We start from the raw sequence: 19,743 nt of genomic DNA on the forward strand, positions 1-19,743 counted from the left end.
GTCGCACATTGCCAGATGTGTGTCGAGGGCTCCAATCGTCTATTCGGGGCTTGTTTTTGCCCCCCATCTCTGCTTATGATGTAAACGATTACATAATAATAGTTGAAGTCGCCAGGCGGAAGCGCTGGGCGACGGGTATGGAGACCTTTACCCATGCAAAAATACTCACTGATTGTGGCCGTTGTGCTGCAGCTTTTGTTTTTTATTTCTGCCCATGCTGAGGATTATCCCGACGTGACGGATTCGGGACTGCGCATTGAAGAGGTGGTCGTCACTGTCTCCAAACGCAGCGAGTCGCTTCAGGATGTGCTGGGGTCAGTGTCAGCGCTTTCGGGCGAAATGATTGCTGAGCAGAATATTCAGGATTTCCGCAGCATGGCTGAACTCATGCCCGGCATGGTGGTGCAGGGGGAAGAGGCCGGCAGCGAGCAAGTGGCTATTCGCGGTATCAGTCGCACACGCGACGGCCCGTCGCCAGTGGCCTTCCATGTGAACGATATGTTTTTGGATATGCGCGGCGAGCCGTATTACGACCTTCAGGCCGTTGAGGTGGTGCGCGGTCCGTCGGGCACCGCCTATGGGCGCAATGCCACCGCCGGCGCGATCAACGCCAAATGGCGAAAGCCGGAGTTGGAGTGGGGTGTCGGCGGCAGTTATCGGCAAACGGATCTCAACTCCAAGGAGCTGCGCGCCTATGTGAACATGCCGCTGCTCGGTGAGGATAACGACCGTTTGCTGGCGCGGGTGGCGGCAGTAGCTCGCGAGAAAGACGGTACCTATAACAATCTGCTGACTCCCGATGACGCCGATCCGGGCAACCTGCAGGATCGTTTTCTGCGCATTTACCTGACCAGTCAGCTGACGGATTCCCTCGCGCTTGGTCTGCGGGCCATCAAGTATCAGTATCGTACCAACGGCACGAATACCGTTTTTTCGCCCTCGAGGGCCACCAGGAACAGCGGCGAGCTGGAGCAGTTAGGGGCCGAGTCGCTGCCCGACGATCTGACGATCGTCCGTTCCACGGCGCATGAGCGTTTTGGCAATTTTGAAGAAGACTTTACACGGGTGTCGGGCGACATCACCTGGTCGCTCGAAGACCTGCCCTTGCTGGGCAGTATGGACGTGGTGTTTGTCGGGGGCGAGATGCGTCGCGACTGGCGCTCGGTGTTCGACCTTGACGGCACCGAGGCAGCTATCACCGATGGCCTTTCCGAGCACCCCAGCGATGTTCGCCGTTCCGCAGAGCTGCGCTTTGTGTCTACCAACGCCAGCGGCTTCGACTGGTTGCTGGGCTTTTTTGCCTATCGCAAAGTGGATGACTGGAATCAGGCCATCGATGTTCGCAGTCACCTGTCGGCCTCAACGGTTGGTCTTCCCGATTGGCTGGACTTCGTCTCCATGCCGATTACCGCCGAAGTGCGGATTGATGGCATCCATATTGTTGATGACAGCAAGGCGGCCTTCTTCAATATGAATATGGATCTGGGCGAGCTGCTTGGGCTGCCCAACATTGAGGTGTCGGCAGGTATTCGTCATAACCGGGATGAATTCACCAACGAAACCGACAGCTCGGTGAACGCACTGGTAACGCCCATCGGCACCTTCCCGCTGGTGCAGGAAGAGAACATCAACCAGTACGCGGCATTCGAAGAAACCACCGGCGAGCTGGGTGTGCGCTGGTTCTACAGTGAAAGCGGTATGGCCTATGTGAAGGCCGCGCGCGGCTACAAGCCAGGACTGGCGCAGCGCATTGAAACCCTCGATGAAGGGGTGCTGCAGAATCCGGTCGATCCCGAGTTTCTGGATTCTATCGAGCTGGGCTGGAAGGCGAGCTTTTTGCAACAGAGTCTGCAGACCAATATGGCCTTGTACATGTACGACTACCAGAACCTGCAGGTCAGCCAGATTACCCCCGGCGGTGTCATTACCGAGAATGCGGCAGAAGCGACAATTCAAGGGCTGGAAATGGATGTGCGCTGGATGCCGACGGCAAGCTTCAGCCTGATGGGCGGTTTTGCCTGGACCGACGCCAGCTATGACCGTTATTGCGGCAATGATCCGGTGCGTGAGCAGGGTGATCCGGCACCGGGCTGTGATGCCGAAAACCCCTTCGACTTCTCCGGCGCGACGCTGCCTGCATCACCGGAGTTTGCGGTATCGCTGCTGGCCAGTTACCTGATTGATCTGAACGACTGGGGACGATTGACGGCCTCGCTGCAAACCAGTTGGACGGATGAAATTAACCGCCGTGGTCTGGGCAATGACGAGGATGTTGTCGAAGCCTATACCAACAGTTCGGTCCGACTGGGCTGGGAGAATGTCAGCGGGCAGGTGAAGATCACCGCGTTTGTGGAGAACCTCGAAGACAACAGCGATCTGTTCTTCTCGGCGGCGCCGCTGTTCCTGGGTAGCGACCGGCCCAATCAGCTGACCCTGGTCGGTAATCTGCCGCCGCGAACCTCCGGTGTGGAACTGGAGCTGAGATTTTAATGAACAAGGAGCCCATTGCGATGGCGACCTCTTCTATTCGTCCCGCGCGCGTGTTGCTGGGGGTGGCGCTGGCGCTCTACCTGTATGCGCTGCTCGGGGCGACGGCAACACTGTTTTATGAGCTTTACCACCTGACGGGATTCGGCGCGATTTATTACGGCTACAGTGCGTTTAAGGCGGCGGCCTACTATTTCGGAAGTTGGGAATACCAGTGGCTTGCCTGCCTGCTTGTGGGAGCCTTGGTGGCGCTGCCCTGGTGGCGTTATTTGCGCAGTGCAATAGGAGGACGGGGATGAACCGGCGAGAGTTTCTTGAGTGCGCCGCACTGCTGATTGCAGGCGCGAGTGCCAGTCAGTTGGGGGTATCGCTGACCCATGAGCAGCGCCAGCATCTGGCGGCGGCACCGAACTATATTGACCACAAGGTCGAGTACCTCACGGCCGCGCAGAAAAGCACGCTGGCCATGTTGACCGAAACGATTATTCCGCGCACCGAAACGCCGGGGGCGATGGATGCCGGTGTGCCGCGCTTTGTCGAGCTGATGGTCTTTGAGTGGCTGAACGAGGACGAGCGCCGACTCTTTCTGGAAGGCTTCAATGCGCTGATGACCACGGTGCAGGAGCAGTATCAGCAGCCGTTCGATGAGCTGCCCGAATCGACCCGTGTCGACATTCTCGACGATCTGGAGCGCGAGGCCTCTGATTCCAGCTGGTACGCCTTTGGCGAAATCCCGGTGTATGTCAGCGATGCGCCATTTATCTGCCAGCTTAAAGAACTGACGATTTGGGGCTTCTTTACCTCCGAGGTGGGCGGCACGCAGGTGCTGCGCTACGAGGCCATGCCGATGAAATTTGATGGACACCGCAAGCTGGACGATGACGACAGCAGCTGGATGTCGGTAATGATTTGAGGAATGGCGATGATTGACGTTAAGCAGTATGAGTTTGATGCCATTGTGGTCGGCTCGGGAATCACTGGCGGCTGGGCCGCGAAAGAGCTGACGGAAAAAGGTTTGAAGGTGCTGGTGCTGGAACGTGGCCGCGATGTGCGTCACGGTGTGGACTATCTCGGCGAGCACGCCCCCGACTGGAAATTGCCGTTTCAGGGCAAACCGCCACGGGAACTCTATAAAGAACAGTACCCGGTACAGAGTACCTCCTATGCCTTTAACGAGGCGACACGCCACTTTTTCGTTAACGACCAGCAGAATCCCTACCAGACTGATAAGCCCTTCCACTGGGTTCGTGCCGATGTTGTCGGCGGGCGCTCGCTGCTGTGGGGGCGGCAAACTTACCGCTGGAGTCAGCAGGATTTTGAGGCGAACAAGCGCGATGGTCACGGCACCCCGTGGCCGATTGGCTACGAGGATGTCGCGCCGTGGTACAGCTATGTAGAAAACTTTATCGGTGTCAGTGGGGAAAAGCTCGGTCTGGACGAGCTGCCTGACAGTGAATTCCTGCCACCGATGGGGATGCACAAAATTGAGGAAACCATTCGCGGTCGCTTAAAGCGCAAAGCCCCTGACGCCAAAATGACCATCGGGCGGGCGGCGATTCTCACGGAAGACCATAATGGCCGGGCGTCGTGTCACTACTGCGGTCCCTGCCACCGAGGCTGCTCTACCGGCAGCTACTTCAGCTCGCAGAGCTCGACACTGCCTGCGGCAAGGGCGACCGGCAATATGACGCTGCGCCCCGACTCGGTTGTGGAAAAGCTGATCGTTGATCGTGACAGCGGAAAAATTTCCGAAGTGCGCGTCATCGACAGTAAAACGGGTGAGCGACTGCGCTTTCGCTCGCGACTGGTCTTTCTCTGCGCGTCCACGGTGGGCAGTACCCAGTTACTGCTCAACTCTGCCTCCGATGAGGCGCCCAATGGCCTGGCAAACAGCAGCGGGGCACTGGGCCACTATCTGATGGACCACGTGCACGGCAATGCGTCGATGGGGATATTCCTCGATGACATGGACAGCTATTGGTACGGCAACCGCCCCAATGGCTGCTACATCCCGCGCTTCCGCAATCTACCGGGTCAGGAGGAAGGTACTGACTTCCTGCGGGGCTATGGTATGCAAGCCAATATCGTGCGCCTGAACTGGAAAACCAGTTACCACCGCAAAGGCTTTGGTGCCGACCTCAAAAACGACTTGAGAAAACCCGGTCCCTGGATCTGGGTGCTCACGCCGTTTGGCGAAGCGCTGCCGGACAAGCGCAACCGCCTCTACTTACATCCCAGCAAAAAAGACCGTTTTGGCATTCCCCAAGTGGTCTTCGACGCCCAGTGGCGAGACAACGAATACAAGCTCTGGGCGGACGCGGTTGCACAGAGTGAGCGTCTGATGCGGGCGGCGGGTTCGGTTTGGATCATGCCGCAGGAAGAGGTGGAAAGTCCCATGGGCGCGGGTATTCACGAAATGGGAACAGCGCGCATGGGTGCGGACCCTTCCGAGTCGGTGCTCAACGGCCATAACCAGGCCCACGATGTGCCCAATCTGTTTGTGACAGACGGCGCCTGCATGACCTCCGCATCCTGCGTCAATCCATCGCTCACCTACATGGCGCTGACCGCGCGCGCCTGCGACTACGCGGTGAAGCAGATGCAGGCAGGGAATTTGTGAGCGTTTCCACGCGATTTTCACGAGGTGTATTTCAACAATGAAACTCTGGATAAAGCGCAGCCTTTGGACGCTGCTGGCCGTCGTACTCCTGCTTGGCGGAACGGCGTACTACCAGCTCCGGTCTATGGGAGTCTTTCCGCGCTACGACTATGACACCGTGCCGCCGACCTTGCCGACCTTCAGCAAGCCGGCGGTGCTGGTATTCACCAAAACCAACGGCTTTATTCATAAAGATGCGATTCCCGTGGCCAAACGCGTATTGGGCAAACTGATCGCCGAGCAGGGCTGGGAAGCGTACCTCACGGATAATGCGGCCGTGCATTCTCCAGAGTTGCTTGAACAGTTCGATTTCATTATCTGGAACAATGTGTCGGGTGATGTGCTGACCGAGCCGCAACGCGCGGCAATGAAACAGTGGCTGGAAAGTGGTGGCGGCTGGCTGGGGATTCATGCCTCGGGCGGCGACCACAGCTACCTGTGGTCCTGGTATGGCGACACCCTGCTGGGTGCACAGTTTATTGGTCACACCATGCACCCGCAGTTTCAGGATGCCGATGTCCTTGTGGCCGATGACACTCTGGCCGTTACCGATCATCTGCCCGCGCGATGGACGGTGGAAAAGGAAGAGTGGTACGCCTTTGCCAATAACCCGCGTGATAAAGGTTATGAAATTCTGTTGACCCTCGACGAGGACTCTTACCGCATCAAGGGCGAAAACTTCTTCGGTAACGACCACATGGAGGGCGAGCACCCCATTGCCTGGCGGCACAAGCTGGCTGAAGGGCGGGTGTTCTACAGTGCCATTGGTCATCAGCCCTATACCTATGAATTGCCGATGTATCAGGCCTTTCTCGTCAAGGCCATGCACTGGGTGCGCGGCGCTGCTGAACCGCAGGCCGACGCCGAGGCGGTCGCGAGTGATGAGGGAGGCGAATGATGCGCCGCAAGATTCGTATGGGGATGGTCGGGGGTGGCCCCGGCTCGATGATCGGTCCTATTCATCGTCTGGCGGCACGTCTTGATGGTGAGGTTGAGCTGGTTTGCGGGGCCTTTTCCCGAGACCTCGAGCGGAGTCGGGAAACTGCCGAGTCCCTGCATTTGCCCGCCGAGCGGGTCTACCCCGACTATCGGGCGATGATGCAAGGCGAAGCCGCGCTTCCCGACGGAGAACGCATGGATTTTGTCGCCGTTGTGACCCCGAACGACAGTCACTTTCCGATTGCCAAGGCGGCGCTTGAGCATGGCTTTCATGTGCTGAGCGACAAACCTGCGACCAAGTCGCTGGACGAAGTCGAGCAGCTTGCCGCAAGCCTTCAGCAAAGCGGTTTGCTCTACGGCCTGACCCACACCTATGCGGGTTATCCGATGATCAAGCAGGCGCGCAGTATGATCGCCGCGGGCGCGCTCGGGCGTGTGCGAAAAGTGCTGGTGGAGTATCCCCAGGGCTGGCTGGCGGAGGCGGGCATCGAGGCCCATAGCCGACAAGCGGCATGGCGTCTCGACCCCAATCAGGCGGGTGTCAGTAGCTGTATTGGCGACATCGGTTCGCATGCCGCTCAGCTCAGTGAATATGTGGCCGGTACGGCGATCAGCGAAATCTGCGCCGACTTGAATGCCGTGGTAGACGGTCGGCAAATGGATGACGATGCCACGGTCCTGCTGCGGTTTGAAAATGGCGCGCGCGGGGTGTTGATTGCCAGCCAGATCTGCGCCGGTGAAGAGAATAATCTGAAGCTCAGAATCTATGGGGAAAAAGGCGGCTTGGAGTGGCAGCAACACGAGCCCAATACCTTGTGGTTGAAATGGATTGATCGTCCCACCGAGATGCTGCGTGCGGGCGGTCCGGGCCTGACGGAGCTTGCGCTCGCCAATTGCCGCACGCCCGGCGGACACCCCGAGGGCTATCTCGAAGCCTTCGCCAACCACTACCGTAATTTTGCGGGCCAGATTCGCGCGCGGCTGGAAGGCCGAGCCGCAACGGCGATCGAGAGCGATGTCCCTGACATCGTCGATGCTCTGCGCGGTATGCGTTTTATTGAAGCGACGGTCAGCGCCGCAAGCACTGATCAGAAATGGCACCGCTTACCCGCCTTGATGGCGTTGGAGAATCAGCTATGAAAGGTCCGGCTATATTTCTTGCTCAGTTTGTCGGTGCTGAGCCGCCCTTTAATACGCTGGAGGGCTTGTGCCGATGGGCCGCTGAACTCGGCTACAAGGGGATTCAACTGCCGAGCTTTGAGCGCAATCTTATCGATCTGTCTCTGGCGGCGGAGAGTCAGGATTACTGTGACGAACTGAAAGGCCAGGTCAACGCGGCGGGGCTGGAGATATCCGAGTTGTCCACGCATTTGCAGGGGCAGTTGGTTGCCGTGCATCCCGCTTACGATGAACTGATGGACGGCTTTGCACCGCAGGCATTGCGCGGCAAGCCCGCCGAGCGTCAGGCATGGGCGGTCGACCAGCTTATGCTGGCCGCCAAGGCGAGTCAGCGCTTGGGGTTAACGGCGCACGCGACCTTCTCCGGCGCCCTGTTGTGGCAAACCTTCTACCCGTGGCCGCAGCGTCCGGCAGGGCTGGTTGACAGCGGGTTTGCGGAACTCGGTAAACGCTGGCGGCCTATTCTGGACGCCTTTGATGAGGCAGGGGTGGATTGCTGTTTTGAAATTCATCCCGGTGAAGATCTGCATGACGGCGCCAGTTTTGAACGTTTTCTGGAGGCCGTGGATCAGCATCCGCGCGCGAATATCCTCTTCGATCCCAGCCACTTGCTGCTGCAGCAGCTCGACTATCTGGCCTTTATCGACTTGTACCACGAGCGCATCAAAGCTTTTCACGTGAAGGACGCCGAGTTTCGCCCGAATGGTCGAAGCGGGGTCTACGGCGGCTATGACGCCTGGGTCGATCGTCCCGGTCGTTTCCGCTCTCTGGGCGACGGACAGGTCGACTTCAAAGGGATTTTTAGCAAGCTGGCTCAATACGGCTACGAAGGCTGGGCGGTACTGGAGTGGGAGTGCTGCCTGAAGCATCCCGAGGATGGGGCGCGGGAGGGCGCGCCATTTATTCGCGATCACATGATACGACTGACGGACCGCGCCTTTGATGATTTTGCCGGGGTTGGCAGTGACGAGGTTTTTAATCGCCGAGTCCTGGGCTTGAGCTAGCGGGCTGGCGACGTCTACATACTAATAACGGGGAAATCACCACATGAGCGATGCACTGGATCGCAAACGTCTATTTTTGGTCGGGAATCTGTCGATCTTTATGATTGGTCTGGGGTTCGCTGTGCGCGCCAGCATCGCCTCCGACATTCAAAACGATTTATTCAATCAGTTGGATCTGGCGCGTTCGGCGGGTCTGGTCGGCGAGGTACTGGGGGCAACGTTTATCGGCTTCGCTCTGACTCTGTTATTTGGCAGTGCACTGGTTGATCGTATTGGTATGCGCGCCATGCTGCTGTTCTCGGCGCTGGGTTATATCATCGGCAGCGCGCTGGTGCTGGCGGTGTCCTTTATGCCGGTCTCCATGCTCAGCTACTGGCTGATTTTTGCCGGCTTCCTGTTAACCGGTTTGGGGTGGGGCGCGGTGGAGGCTGCCAGCAACCCGATGGTCACGGCGGTCTATCCCGAGGAAAAGACCCATCGACTGAATATTCTGCACGCCTGGTGGCCAGCCGGTATTGTGGTGGGCGGCATTGCCGGACTGGCGTTTGCCGAGCTGGGTCTGCCCTGGCAGGTCAATTTGCTGATGCTGGTGTTGCCGGCCTGCTGGCTTGCCTACCTCACCCTGTCTACGCAGTTTCCCGTTTCCGAACGCGTGCAGTCAGGCGTGTCCTACGGCGATATGTTCAAGGAGCTGTTCCGGGCTCCCGGCTATTTCATCTGGTTCTTCTGTATGATGATCACTGCGGCTGCGGAGCTGGCTCCGGGGCAGTGGGTTGATCTGTCCTTGACCAATATTGTGGGGATGCCGGGCATTCTGGTACTGATTTATGTCAGTATGCTGATGTTTGTCATGCGCCATTTTGCCGGTGCGATTGCCAAGCATATCTCTTCCGTTGGCTTGCTGTTCTTCGGTTGTATTTTCGCGGCGCTGGGGCTGTACGGCCTGAGCTTGTCGACATCGCCGTTGACGGCCTTCCTGTCTGCGACGGTATGGGGGATGGGAGTGTGCTATTTTTGGCCGACCATGCTGTCGGTGGTCAGCGAGCGCTACCCGAAAGGCGGGGCGCTGTTTTTAGGGCTGACCGGCTTTGCCGCAGGCCTGTCGATACAGTTTGTACTGCCGCAGATGGGTGCGATTTTTGACAGCGCTAAAATAGAGGCCGCAGGCGGTGTCGCGCGACTGTCGACCCTCGGGGGTGAGGAACTGGACGCCGTACTGCGTTATGCCTCGGTGGAGTCTTTTCAAGCCGTAGCGATACTTCCCCTGTTGCTGCTGCCGGTGTTTGGTCTGGTGTGGTGGCGCGATCGTCGCCAGCATAAAGAATGATTGCAGAGTAGTGATTGCATGGTAACGATAAAGGATGTTGCGAAGATGGCGGGGGTGTCGATTGCCACCGTCTCTCGCACATTGGCCGAGCCGGACAAGGTGTCGGAAAAGACCCGTAAAAAGGTTATGGAAGCGGTGGAAACCAGCGGCTACGTTGCCAATACTCTGGCCCGGAATTTTCGCCGTCGCCGCAGCAATATGGTCGTTGTGCTGGTGCCGGATATTGCGAACCCCTTCTTTTCCAATATTATTCAAGGTATCGAGCGGGTCGCCAGCCGCCATCAATACCGTATTCTGCTGGGGGATACGCAGGGAGAGCAGGAGCGGGAGCAGGCCTATGCCGATCTGGTCTCCCAGCGGCAGGCCGATGGCGTGATTTGCCTGGGACGCAATATCCCGTTCCGCTATCGAAAAGGGCGCAAGACACTCGACCCCGACTGGCCGCCATTCGCTATGGCCTGTGAGTACCACGGTGAAATTCCGGTGCCCACGGTGTGCATTGATAACGTTGCGGCGGCCAGAGATGCCGTCAATCATCTTCTTGAGCTCGGGCATCAACGCATTGCCTATGTGAACGGCCCGAGTGAATCACCGCTTTGTGAAGATCGCCTGCAAGGCTATGAGCAAGCTTTGAGAGAAGCAGGACTGACGGTGGAGCCCGCATTGATCAAGCAGGGAGATTTTACCCTTGCTTCAGGCTATGACTGCACCGCGGCCTTACTGGCGTCGGCGAATCCGCCGACAGCGCTCTTTTGCGCGAACGATGAGATGGCGATTGGCGCGATGCAGGCCTGCCACGCAGCGGGCTTAAGCCTGCCCGGTGACATGTCGGTAGTGGGCTTTGATGATATCGGCTTCGCAGCCTATACCCACCCGCGATTGACCACCGTACACCAGCCGCGTAACCGCATTGGTGAGCAGGTCATGACGATGATGCTGGCGATGTTGGCGGGCAATACGCCTGCGGATTCGCGCATCGTACTGCCGCACGAGCTGGTTGTTCGCGAGTCGAGCGCGGCACGGGGCTGACGTCAGGGCAGTGTGTACTGCGAGGCGCCCAGCAGGCCGGGGTTGTCGTGCAGGACCAGCCGGACGGCGATCGGCTGGAGGTAATGCGCCATCGGCGCTTTGTTCTCGAAACGTTGACGGAAATCGCTGTTGGCCAGATGTTGCCGCAGTTTCGGCAGAATTCCCCCGGCCAGAAAAATCCCGCCCCGCGCGCCGCTACCCAAGGCTTGATCCCCCGCGGCGCTACCCAGCAAGCCCATAAACATCGCAATGGCCTGACAGGCCGTTGCGTCTCCCGTTTCCGCCAATGCACTGACGTCGCCGCCATTATTCGCGTGCAGAGGCTGATGGCTGATATGTGCGATCGCCTGATACAGCCGGTAGAGTCCAATGCCCGACAGGAAGCTCTCTCTGGAAAGCGGGATCCCCTGCTCTCGCCAGTACGCGAAAACCTGTTGCTCGATCTCATTTTCCGCTTGAAGGCTCGTATGTCCTCCTTCGGTAGCGATGGCTTTGAAGTGTCCGTCGCAGGGGATCAATAGCGCGGCGCCCAGGCCGGTGCCCGGACCGAGTACGGCCATCGGTGCAGAGAGATCAATACTGCCGCCCAGCGCCATCAGGTCGGCGTCTTGCAGGGCGGGAAGCGACAGCGCGATGGCTTCAAAGTCGTTGATGAAGGCGAGCTGTTGGATGCCGAACTGCCGTTGCAGAGCAAGGCGGTCGCACTTCCAATCCACATTCGTCATCTGAAAGCGGGTTTCGCTGACCGGGCCGGCCACGGCAAGGCAGGCTTCGTCGGGACTGGCTTTCACTTCATCAAGGTAGTGCTGTACGGCTTCCTCCAGCGTCGGAAAATCTGCGGCGCGTAAGCTGCATAGCTGTTCGGGGCCCCCACCGGCCTCGCTTAATGCGAGGCGACAGTTGGTGCCGCCAAGGTCACCAATCAGTCGTAATGCCATACGGAATCCTTGCTCGGCCGTGACCGTCCGCCGAGGCGGTGATCGTCGGCAGCGCGATTATCAATCGGAAAATAGTGTGTATCAAAGTTTATCGAGATGCATTCAGTGGGCCAATGACCTTTTGCGTCAACGGGGTATCAGATAGGGGGCTTATGAGTCATCGCGATAGATCATGATGGTAAGCTGTTTGGGGCCATGCGCGCCGATTTGAATCGTCTGCTCGACATCGGCGGTGCGCGATGGGCCGGTAATCAAGTGGAAGGCGCGCGCGCCCGTGTTCCCGGCAATGCGCAATGCATCGTGCAAGTAACGCACGATGTTGTGCTCCGTGATTCCCAGGTACAGGTGATCACAGAGATAGAGCTTGTGTGTTGCGGCGACGTGACTGTCCACGCCGATACTGCCTGTTTCGGCAACCGCGATGGTGGCGCGAGTATAAAAGGCTGTGTCGTCCAGCGTGACATTCTCCTCGCGCTGCCGGAAGCTTGCGTGGGCCCTTGCTGGAACGTGTTCGTCAAGATATCAATACAGGGTTGCCTGATGGTGTTGGCAGTCAGATTCGCCCGCCGACGACCACCGGATTCAATGTCGACGGGGGTTAGATGGATACCGTTTCGGTAGCGTGACGATGTTGGTCCGTCGTGGTGGTATCAGCCGCCTGAAGCCGCCACGTCGTTTAGTTGTGACGTATGCAAAGCGATTGGCATGAATGTTCAGGTAGCTGTCGTCGTATCGAAAAGTCACTGCTGTAGCATTCCCCACATTGTCGAACGCCATGTCGGCGAAACAGTATTCGCCGCTGTCGACATTGATCTAGCGGCGGTGTGAGGCAACTAGGCAAAGGGCTCAGTCAGCCCCTGCGGTGGTTCCGACTTCTACCCAGCCCTTGATGCCATCGATATAAACAAAACGGGCGTTCAATGCGCTGACATCCCGCAGGTCGCCGTGGCGCGGCGGGTCGTAGCTCTCCAGTCCTTCCAGTGCCAGGCTGCTGGCCATGCTGGGTTTAGGATTCAGCTCGGCGGGAAGCGTATTGAGGTGAAGTTCTTCCTCGCTCCATATCTCACCCTGGCGTTCAACGGGTTTGTTGGCGTGTTGGTCGGCAAACACAAAGACTGCGGCAGTGCCCGCCATTTTTTTGTAGTTCACAGTTGCTCCTCCCTTGCAGGTATTACGTCACTGTAGAACGCGGCTTGAGGGAGGGCGCTGATTTGGATCAAGCGCGGGTCAGCCTTGTCGCGCTTATCGGTATCGAGTCCGGGGTTGTCCCTGGCGAGAGAGAATTGTCCGCAGGCACATCGCTGTGACGCGTGACCGCCGTACATGTCTCGCTACTGTGTTAAAAAGGCCGATACCGGCTATGCAGCGAATGCCCAAGAGGAGCTATGACAATGACAGATGCGTTTATTTTGCACCACTACGACCGCTCGCCTTACGCGGAGAAAGTGCGGTTGATGTTTGGTGTGACCCATAGCGAGTGGCAGTCGCTGTTGTCGCCGCCGTGGCCACCCCGGCCGAATGTTGACCCGCTGGCGGGAGGATATCGCCGCATTCCTGTTGCGCAGTGCGGTGCGGATATTTTCTGCGATTCGGCAGTGATTGCCGAGGAAGTCGCGCAGCGCACGGCTTGTCAGGCGCTGTCGCCCTATGGATTGAATGACGCGGACCAGTCGCTCGTATCACTGGCGGAAGGTGAGGCGTTCTTCTCGGCGATTGTGGCGGTGCCCAAGTTGCGTGCGCTGACAACGATGTTGATGGCCTTCGGCCCTTTCGGGGTCAGCCGTTTTATGAAAGACCGGGCGAGCCTGCTAAAAGGCGGGAAAGTCAGTCGCGTAACCCCTGAACGTGCCAAAGAGGTGTTAAGCGAGCTGTTTTCGGCAATGGCGTCGCGCTTGCAGCATCAGGACTGGCTGAGTGGTGATGCGCCGTCCATCGTGGACCTGTCGGTATACCACCCACTCTGGTTGCACGCGAACGTCAGCCGCCGCGCGCTGGTGGCACCCTCCGTTGTGACGGCGTGGTTTGCGCGTGTCGCGGAGATTGGACAGGGTCAGCGCCGGGAGATCTCTCAAGGTGAGGCCTTTGCCGCCGCCCGCGATGCGGAGCCTGTGGCCGTGCCGACCAGTATCGACGACTTGCCGGTAGCATTGGGCACAACGGTAAACGTGGCGCCAGAGGATTACGGCCTGGTGCCGGTCAGCGGAGAGTTGGCCGCTGTCACTGATACACGGATTATTGTTGCCCGCGACACACCGCAGTTCGGGCGTCTGCATGTGCATTTTCCGCGCAAGAACTATTCGATTACGCCCCGCTGAGTCAGCTTTTCACTCAGCAGCCTCCGGGCTTCGCGTGCCCCCACGGCGAGGGCACGCGAAACCCGCAGCACGCTATTTTTTGCTTGCGGAGCTTGAGCCCAGCTCGATCATCGCCGCGTTATCTTCCAACAGCTTGGGGCCGACGCCAGGAACGGCTAGCAGGGCCTCGCGGCTGGCAAACGGCCCGTTAGCCTCCCGGTAGCGCACAATGGCTTCGGCCCGTTTGGGGCCAATACCCTTGAGTTCGGTCAGCTCTTCTGCAGAGGCGCGGTTGACGTCGAGAGCGTGAGTAAAGCTGGCACCGCCCAGTAAGGCAATCATCAGGGTCAGCAGGGCAGTAATGCGTGTCAGGGAAAGAGTATGCATGGCACAAGTCCTTTTGGTTTCACGATAAAGTAGGGCGCCATCCGTTGGCGCCATTTCAGTCTAGCAGCAGTTCGTCGGAATGGCTTCCAGCATGCGGAATAAAAAGGCCCGCACGGTGGCGGGCCTTCACGTTGGCGCTGGGGCGACTTAGCGGACTTTTACCTCTGTCCACAAACGGCTGACCAATCGGCGCTCGCGGGATTTCTTGGCGGCGACGGTTTCCAGCTGCGCCAGTTGTTCTTCGCTGGGGAAGATCGCATTGATCGCGAGAATTTCCGGTTCGATAAACGGCTTGGCAGCGGCGTTGGGGTTGCCGGTGCCGACGATGTTACTCAGCTCAGCCGCGTTTTCCGGGGCCAGCATGAAGTTGATGAACTGGTGGGCCAGTTCCGGGCTGCGGGCCTTCTTGGGGATGACCATATTGTCCAGTGCCAGCACCGCGCCTTGTTTGGGAAGCACAAAGCCAACGCTGAAGTCGCGCTGGGCATCGGCCGCGTCAGCGCGTGCCTGGAACATGTCGCTGGAATAGCCGTGGGCTACCCAGATATTGCCGACGGTCAATTCCTTGATGTAGCTCGATGAGTTGAACGCCGCCCAGTAGGGTTTTGCTTTGAGAATGACCTGCTGGGCCTCTTTCAGGTGCGCTTCGTTGTTGTCATTAATCGAGTAGCCCAGGTATTTCAGGGCGGCAGCGAACAGTTCTTCCGAATCGTCCATCACCGTGACCTTGCCTTTGATCTTGCTGAGCACAGTGGGATCAAAGATCACCGACCAGTCGCTGGGGTCGATGCCCAGCTCGGCCAGCTTTTGCTCGTTATAGCCCACCAGCGTGGTGGTGAAGGCATAGGGCAGCGAGTACACATTGCCGGGATCGTAGGCTTTGTTCATAAAGCCGGGTGATAAATTGCCGATGCGGTCCAGTTTGCTCTTGTCCAACGGCAGCAGAAAGCCCTGGGCAATCAGCGCTTCAACCGCATTCTGGGTCGGGATGACAATGTCGTAGTCGCCGCCGCCAGCCAGTAGCTTGGCCATCATTTCCTCCGTGGCGGAAAAATAGTCCTGCACCACGGTGCAGCCGCACTGGGACTCAAAGCGGGCGACGGTTTCGTCGGCGATATAGTCGTTCCAGTTAAACAGGTGAAGGGTTTTGTCGGCGGCCGAAACCGGCACCGCGACGACGGACAGACTGAACAGCAGAGAGCGCAGCAGGGATTTCACGGTGTGTATCCTCGGGTTAGCTTCGCAGCGTTTGCGGCGAAAAGCGGGAAAGCGCGGTGATCAGAATCAGCGTCAACAGCATCAGCAGTGTCGATACCGCATTAACTTCGGGCGTGACCGCAATCTTGACCATGGAGTAAATCTCCAGGGGCAGGGTTGAGCTGCCGACACCCGCAGTAAAAAAGGTCACAACAAAATCGTCGATAGAGAGCGTGAACGCCATCATCATGCCGGCGATAATGCCGGGCATCAGCAGTGGAAGGGTAATCAGGCGGAAGCTTTGCAGCGGTGTGGCGCCCAGGTCCCGGGCGGCCTCAATCAGGCTGTCGTCCATGCCCGCCATGCGCGACTGCACTGCCAGCGCAACAAAACCAATGCTGAAGCTGACGTGGGCGAGGATAATCGACACCATACCCAGGCTGATATTCATCAGCATGAACATCAGCAGCAAGCTCACGCCAATCAGAATATCGGGCATCGCCACCGGGCCGAGTACCAGTGCCGACAGCCACTTTTGCCGGAAGCGGTGAATGGCAATGCCCGCCAGCGTGCCCAGAATGCCGGCCAACAGCGCGCTAACTGTGGCAATAATCAGCGAGTTCATCGCCGCTTTCAGCATGGCGGGATTATCGAAAAGCTGTTCATACCATTTCAGGGTGAAGCCCACCCACTCGGCGTTGAGCTTGGAATCATTGAAGCTGAACAGCACGACCACCATCAGCGGCAGATACAAAAAGGCATAGACCATCAGGGTGGCGCTGACCAGCAGAGCATTGTGTTTCATCAGCGCGCCTCCTTGCCGCCCGAGGCCTTGCCCGCGCGGCCGGCTACCAGCACCAGCAGGAGGGTAAAGGCGGTCAGCACCAGCGACAGCACACTGCCAAAGGGCCAGTCACGGGCCTCGACAAACTGCTGCTTGATGACATTGCCGATCATAATGCCCTCGGTGCCGCCGAGCAGGTCGGGGATGGCGAACATGCCGAGGGAGGGAATGAATACCAGCACGCTGCCCGCATAGAGGCCGGGCAAGCTCAGTGGCCAGGTGATTTTCCAGAAGCACTGGTGGCGACTGGCGCCCAGATCGCGGGCGGCATCGAGCAGCGCTGGATCGTGTTTTTCCAGATTGGCGTACAGCGGCAACACCATAAAGGGCAGGTGGACATACACCAGGCAGGTGATAACGGCGGTGCTGCTGAACATCAGGTTGACGGTGGGCAGGCCGACGCTTTCCAGCAGGGTGTTAAGGGCGACAGTGAGGGCGCCCTGGGGGCTGAAAATAATCATCCAGGCGTAGATGCGCACCAGAAAGTTGCTCCAGAACGGCAGAATCACCAGCAGCAGGAGCAGGTCGCGGTATTTCTTGGGACTGCGGGCGATGGTCAGTGCCAGGGGGTAGGCCATCACGGCGCAGATGGCGGTGGTCAGCAAGGCAAAGCCCAGCGACTTGATCAACAGGCTGAGGTAAATGGTGGACTCGAACAGTCGCGCCCAGTTTTCGGTGGTGAGGTCAAAACTCAGCGCGCCATCGTCCAGGTAATACCAGGGCGCGAGACCGCCATAGTCGCCGGGATACCGGAAAGAAGCCAACAGCATCATGAGCGTCGGCAGTGCGAAAAACAGCAGCAAATAGGCCGCCGGGGGCAGCGACAGCAGGGCGCGCCCCAGCTTGGCAGAAAGGTTCTTCACGCTAGCGCACCAGGTGTCCGGCGTCGTAACGCCAGCACAGTTCAACGGTATCACCGGGCTCAAACAGGCGGGTGCGGCCGGGAGCGCTGTTGGCCAGCAGCGCCTCAATACGCACACCGTCAGCTTCAATGATGTACACCGTGACGTCGCCCAGGTAGAGCATGTCGTGCACCTCGCCGCGCACATGGAATTCGTCGTCGCCGCATTGCAGTTCTCGTGCCAGACGGATTTTCTCCGGGCGGAGTGTCAGCGCGCAGGCATCGCCGGGCAGAAAGTCGATTTCCTCGTTGGTGGGCACGGTCATCTCGCCGAGCCCCGCCAGCGCAATACGCACTCGTTCACCGTCTTGTTCGATGACCTTGCCGTCGAGCAGATTGCACTGGCCGATAAAATCCGCCACAAAACGGTTATCCGGGCAGCTGTACAGTACGGAGGGCTCGTCGACCTGACTGATTTCGCCATGCTCCATCACCGCTATGCGATGTGACAGCGCCAGCGCTTCGCCCTGATCGTGGGTGACATACACAAAGGTGATGCCGACCTCTTTCTGCAAGTTGATCAGCTCAATCTGCATTTGCTCGCGCAGTTTGGCGTCCAGCGCGGACAGCGGCTCGTCGAGCAGCAGCAGGCGTGGACGATTGACCAGTGCTCTTGCTATCGCAATCCGTTGGCGCTGGCCGCCAGAGAGGGCGTCGGGGAAGCGGCTGCCGGCGTCGGGCAAACGTACATCCTCCAGCACTTCAGCAACGCGCTGGCGAATCTCGGTTTCGTTGCAGCCAGCCATCCGCAGGGGGAAGGCGATGTTGTCGGCCACCGTCATGTGGGGGAACAGCGCGTAGCTCTGGAAGACGGTGTGCACCGGGCGCTGCTCCGGCGGCAGACTCAGCAGCGAGCGGCCATCAAGCAGAATATCGCCGCTGTCGGGTTGCTCAAAACCGGCGATGCTGCGCAGCAGCGTGGTCTTGCCGCAGCCGGAGGGGCCGAGCAGAGTAAAAAACTCCCCGGCCTCGACATGCAGGCTTACGCAGTTCAGCGCCTGGTAATCGCCAAAGCGCCGTGAAACATCGACGATTTCTAACACGCCGGAACTCTCCACAAAAACGTGAAAAAACGGCGCTAATGTCGGGCTATATGGCGGCGCAGTCAATCCTTGAGGGGCGAAAAAATTCCAACATTTTTGCCACTTTTGCGCACTGCCTCATCACGGCGCATGGGCGCTGCGCGCGCGGCATGGCGTGCGGCCGCAAAGCCCGCTAAAATAGCGGGCTTTTCCCACCCTGCGGCACTGGGCGCGCAGGTGTTTTTCGGAGTGTGTTATGTCGGATATCAACAAGGTTGTACTGGCCTATTCGGGTGGCCTGGACACCTCGGTCATCGTCAAGTGGTTGCAGGAAACCTATCAGTGTGAAGTGGTGACGTTTACCGCTGATATTGGTCAGGGCGAGGAAGTGGAACCGGCGCGCGCCAAAGCCCAGGCGCTGGGCGTGAAAGAAATCTACATCGATGATCTTCGCGAAGAGTATGTGCGAGATTTTGTTTTTCCGATGTTCCGCAGCAACGCGATTTATGAGGGTGAGTACCTGCTGGGTACGTCGATTGCCCGTCCGCTGATTGCCAAGCGACTGATCGAGATTGCCAACGAGACCGGCGCCGATGCCATCTCCCACGGCGCGACAGGCAAGGGCAACGACCAGGTGCGCTTCGAACTGGGCGCCTATTCGCTGAAGCCCGGCATTAAAGTGATTGCGCCCTGGCGCGAGTGGGATCTGACTTCCCGCGAGACCCTGATGGCGTACTGCGAACAGCACCAGATTCCGGTCGATTTCTCCAACAAAAAGAAGAAGTCGCCGTACTCCATGGACGCCAACCTGCTGCACATTTCTTACGAAGGCGGCAATCTGGAAGATCCGTACTGGGAGCCGGAAGAAGACATGTGGCGCTGGAGCGTCAGCCCCGAAGCGGCTCCCGACAAGCCCACATACATTGAGCTGGGTTATCAGAACGGCGATCCGGTAACGCTGAACGGCGAGGCGCTGAGCCCGGCCACTATGCTGGCCACACTGAACAAGCTGGCCGGTGACAATGGCATTGGCCGTCTGGACCTGGTTGAAAACCGCTACGTGGGCATGAAGTCGCGCGGCTGTTATGAAACCCCCGGCGGCACCATTATGCTTAAGGCCCACCGCGCCATTGAGTCGATCACGCTGGACCGCGAAGCGGCCCACCTGAAAGACGAGCTGATGCCGCGTTACGCCAAGCTAGTGTATAACGGTTACTGGTTCAGCCCGGAGCGCCGTATGCTGCAGGCGGCCATCGACGAGTCGCAGGGTTTCGTGAACGGCACCGTACGCCTGAAACTCTATAAGGGGAATGTGGTCGTAGTAGGTCGCAAGTCAGACAACTCCCTGTTCGACGAGGCGATTGCCACCTTTGAAGATGATGCGGGCGCCTACGATCAGAAAGACGCCGAAGGCTTCATCAAACTGAACGCACTGCGTCTGCGCATCGCCGCAAACAAAGGCCGCTCGCAGCTCTCAGGCTGAGTGGCAGTAAAAAGGGGGCCGTGGCCCCCTTTTTACTGCGATGGCGAGTCCAT

At 58.6% G+C, this 19,743-nt stretch carries 20 protein-coding genes; 12 read left to right on the plus strand and 8 right to left on the minus strand.

Going from position 1 to position 19,743, the window contains the following annotated elements:
- Positions 1-153 precede the first annotated feature (153 nt).
- From G411_RS0118280 to G411_RS0118320, 9 genes are read left to right on the plus strand one after another with little or no spacing between them, the layout of a single operon-like run.
- Positions 154-2,490 (plus strand): TonB-dependent receptor, encoded by a 2,337-nt coding sequence (locus tag G411_RS0118280; RefSeq protein WP_022960637.1) that lies wholly within the window; start codon positions 154-156, stop codon positions 2,488-2,490.
- Positions 2,490-2,786 carry a hypothetical protein gene (locus tag G411_RS0118285; protein ID WP_022960638.1) on the plus strand — a complete coding sequence of 99 codons (297 nt, stop codon included), beginning with the start codon at positions 2,490-2,492 and terminating at the stop codon, positions 2,784-2,786. The genes G411_RS0118280 and G411_RS0118285 overlap by 1 nt, the downstream gene beginning before the upstream one ends.
- Positions 2,783-3,400, plus strand: a complete 618-nt coding sequence (locus G411_RS0118290) for a gluconate 2-dehydrogenase subunit 3 family protein (RefSeq protein ID WP_022960639.1) — start codon at positions 2,783-2,785, stop codon at positions 3,398-3,400. Before G411_RS0118285 ends, G411_RS0118290 begins: the two co-directional genes overlap by 4 nt.
- A 9-nt stretch (positions 3,401-3,409) precedes the next feature.
- A complete protein-coding gene (locus G411_RS0118295; RefSeq protein WP_022960640.1) occupies positions 3,410-5,107 on the plus strand; it encodes a GMC oxidoreductase in 1,698 nt (565 codons plus the stop codon).
- A 37-nt stretch (positions 5,108-5,144) separates the two neighbouring features.
- Positions 5,145-6,044: a ThuA domain-containing protein gene (locus G411_RS21135; RefSeq protein WP_022960641.1), complete on the plus strand. Its 900-nt coding sequence runs from the start codon at positions 5,145-5,147 to the stop codon at positions 6,042-6,044.
- A complete protein-coding gene (locus tag G411_RS21140) occupies positions 6,041-7,225 on the plus strand; it encodes a Gfo/Idh/MocA family protein (protein WP_051151395.1) in 1,185 nt (394 codons plus the stop codon). Before G411_RS21135 ends, G411_RS21140 begins: the two co-directional genes overlap by 4 nt.
- Positions 7,222-8,268, plus strand: coding sequence for a sugar phosphate isomerase/epimerase family protein (locus tag G411_RS0118310; RefSeq protein WP_022960643.1), 1,047 nt, complete (start codon positions 7,222-7,224; stop codon positions 8,266-8,268). Before G411_RS21140 ends, G411_RS0118310 begins: the two co-directional genes overlap by 4 nt.
- Positions 8,269-8,311: 43 nt before the next feature.
- Positions 8,312-9,595: an MFS transporter gene (locus G411_RS0118315; RefSeq protein ID WP_022960644.1), complete on the plus strand. Its 1,284-nt coding sequence runs from the start codon at positions 8,312-8,314 to the stop codon at positions 9,593-9,595.
- Between the two features lie 18 nt (positions 9,596-9,613).
- The gene (locus tag G411_RS0118320; RefSeq protein ID WP_022960645.1) at positions 9,614-10,624 is read left to right on the plus strand and encodes a LacI family DNA-binding transcriptional regulator; all 1,011 of its coding nucleotides are present in this window, start codon (positions 9,614-9,616) and stop codon (positions 10,622-10,624) included.
- Positions 10,625-10,626: 2 nt separating this feature from the next.
- On the opposite strand, the gene glk is transcribed toward G411_RS0118320, so the two are convergent.
- Together glk and G411_RS0118330 are read right to left on the minus strand one after the other, a co-directional pair.
- Positions 10,627-11,562 (minus strand): glucokinase, encoded by a 936-nt coding sequence (gene glk, locus G411_RS21145; RefSeq protein ID WP_022960646.1) that lies wholly within the window; start codon positions 11,560-11,562, stop codon positions 10,627-10,629.
- Positions 11,563-11,712: 150 nt separating this feature from the next.
- The gene (locus G411_RS0118330; protein WP_084495692.1) at positions 11,713-12,018 is read right to left on the minus strand and encodes an LUD domain-containing protein; all 306 of its coding nucleotides are present in this window, start codon (positions 12,016-12,018) and stop codon (positions 11,713-11,715) included.
- Positions 12,019-12,267: 249 nt separating this feature from the next.
- Here G411_RS0118330 and G411_RS22535 point away from each other — a divergent pair, with 249 nt between their 5' ends.
- Positions 12,268-12,390, plus strand: coding sequence for a hypothetical protein (locus G411_RS22535; protein WP_281168412.1), 123 nt, complete (start codon positions 12,268-12,270; stop codon positions 12,388-12,390).
- Positions 12,391-12,408: 18 nt separating this feature from the next.
- On the opposite strand, the gene G411_RS0118335 is transcribed toward G411_RS22535, so the two are convergent.
- The gene (locus tag G411_RS0118335; protein WP_022960648.1) at positions 12,409-12,711 is read right to left on the minus strand and encodes a hypothetical protein; all 303 of its coding nucleotides are present in this window, start codon (positions 12,709-12,711) and stop codon (positions 12,409-12,411) included.
- A gap of 242 nt (positions 12,712-12,953) precedes the next feature.
- Between G411_RS0118335 and G411_RS0118345 the strand changes: the two genes are divergently transcribed.
- A complete protein-coding gene (locus tag G411_RS0118345) occupies positions 12,954-13,877 on the plus strand; it encodes a glutathione S-transferase family protein (RefSeq protein ID WP_022960650.1) in 924 nt (307 codons plus the stop codon).
- Positions 13,878-13,949: 72 nt separating this feature from the next.
- On the opposite strand, the gene G411_RS0118350 is transcribed toward G411_RS0118345, so the two are convergent.
- The 5 genes from G411_RS0118350 to G411_RS0118370 form a co-directional block, all read right to left on the minus strand.
- On the minus strand, positions 13,950-14,243 hold the full coding sequence (locus G411_RS0118350; RefSeq protein WP_022960651.1) for a ComEA family DNA-binding protein: 294 nt from the start codon (positions 14,241-14,243) through the stop codon (positions 13,950-13,952).
- Positions 14,244-14,390: 147 nt separating this feature from the next.
- Positions 14,391-15,461 carry an ABC transporter substrate-binding protein gene (locus G411_RS0118355; RefSeq protein WP_022960652.1) on the minus strand — a complete coding sequence of 357 codons (1,071 nt, stop codon included), beginning with the start codon at positions 15,459-15,461 and terminating at the stop codon, positions 14,391-14,393.
- 16 nt (positions 15,462-15,477) lie between these two features.
- On the minus strand, positions 15,478-16,245 hold the full coding sequence (locus tag G411_RS0118360) for an ABC transporter permease (protein ID WP_022960653.1): 768 nt from the start codon (positions 16,243-16,245) through the stop codon (positions 15,478-15,480).
- Positions 16,245-17,147 (minus strand): ABC transporter permease, encoded by a 903-nt coding sequence (locus tag G411_RS0118365; protein ID WP_022960654.1) that lies wholly within the window; start codon positions 17,145-17,147, stop codon positions 16,245-16,247. Before G411_RS0118365 ends, G411_RS0118360 begins: the two co-directional genes overlap by 1 nt.
- A 1-nt stretch (position 17,148) precedes the next feature.
- Positions 17,149-18,228 (minus strand): ABC transporter ATP-binding protein, encoded by a 1,080-nt coding sequence (locus tag G411_RS0118370; RefSeq protein WP_022960655.1) that lies wholly within the window; start codon positions 18,226-18,228, stop codon positions 17,149-17,151.
- 235 nt (positions 18,229-18,463) lie between these two features.
- Between G411_RS0118370 and G411_RS0118380 the strand changes: the two genes are divergently transcribed.
- Positions 18,464-19,690, plus strand: a complete 1,227-nt coding sequence (locus G411_RS0118380) for an argininosuccinate synthase (RefSeq protein ID WP_022960657.1) — start codon at positions 18,464-18,466, stop codon at positions 19,688-19,690.
- The last annotated feature ends 53 nt before the right edge of the window (positions 19,691-19,743 follow it).

This window comes from Spongiibacter tropicus DSM 19543 (assembly GCF_000420325.1).
GTDB classification, from domain to species: domain Bacteria; phylum Pseudomonadota; class Gammaproteobacteria; order Pseudomonadales; family Spongiibacteraceae; genus Spongiibacter; species Spongiibacter tropicus.

Excerpts from the sequence above, each read along its gene's own strand:
- G411_RS21135 (WP_022960641.1), top strand. The coding sequence starts at position 5,145 with ATGAAACTCTGGATAAAGCGCAGCCTTTGGACGCTGCTGGCCGTCGTA.
- G411_RS0118290 (WP_022960639.1), top strand. The coding sequence starts at position 2,783 with ATGAACCGGCGAGAGTTTCTTGAGTGCGCCGCACTGCTGATTGCAGGC.
- G411_RS0118280 (WP_022960637.1), top strand. The coding sequence starts at position 154 with ATGCAAAAATACTCACTGATTGTGGCCGTTGTGCTGCAGCTTTTGTTT.
- G411_RS0118345 (WP_022960650.1), top strand. The coding sequence starts at position 12,954 with ATGACAGATGCGTTTATTTTGCACCACTACGACCGCTCGCCTTACGCG.
- G411_RS0118315 (WP_022960644.1), top strand. The coding sequence starts at position 8,312 with ATGAGCGATGCACTGGATCGCAAACGTCTATTTTTGGTCGGGAATCTG.
- G411_RS0118285 (WP_022960638.1), top strand. The coding sequence starts at position 2,490 with ATGAACAAGGAGCCCATTGCGATGGCGACCTCTTCTATTCGTCCCGCG.
- glk (WP_022960646.1), bottom strand. The coding sequence starts at position 11,562 with ATGGCATTACGACTGATTGGTGACCTTGGCGGCACCAACTGTCGCCTC.
- G411_RS0118380 (WP_022960657.1), top strand. The coding sequence starts at position 18,464 with ATGTCGGATATCAACAAGGTTGTACTGGCCTATTCGGGTGGCCTGGAC.
- G411_RS0118310 (WP_022960643.1), top strand. The coding sequence starts at position 7,222 with ATGAAAGGTCCGGCTATATTTCTTGCTCAGTTTGTCGGTGCTGAGCCG.
- G411_RS0118360 (WP_022960653.1), bottom strand. The coding sequence starts at position 16,245 with ATGAAACACAATGCTCTGCTGGTCAGCGCCACCCTGATGGTCTATGCC.
- G411_RS21140 (WP_051151395.1), top strand. The coding sequence starts at position 6,041 with ATGATGCGCCGCAAGATTCGTATGGGGATGGTCGGGGGTGGCCCCGGC.
- G411_RS22535 (WP_281168412.1), top strand. The coding sequence starts at position 12,268 with ATGAATGTTCAGGTAGCTGTCGTCGTATCGAAAAGTCACTGCTGTAGC.
- G411_RS0118295 (WP_022960640.1), top strand. The coding sequence starts at position 3,410 with ATGATTGACGTTAAGCAGTATGAGTTTGATGCCATTGTGGTCGGCTCG.
- G411_RS0118350 (WP_022960651.1), bottom strand. The coding sequence starts at position 14,243 with ATGCATACTCTTTCCCTGACACGCATTACTGCCCTGCTGACCCTGATG.
- G411_RS0118320 (WP_022960645.1), top strand. The coding sequence starts at position 9,614 with ATGGTAACGATAAAGGATGTTGCGAAGATGGCGGGGGTGTCGATTGCC.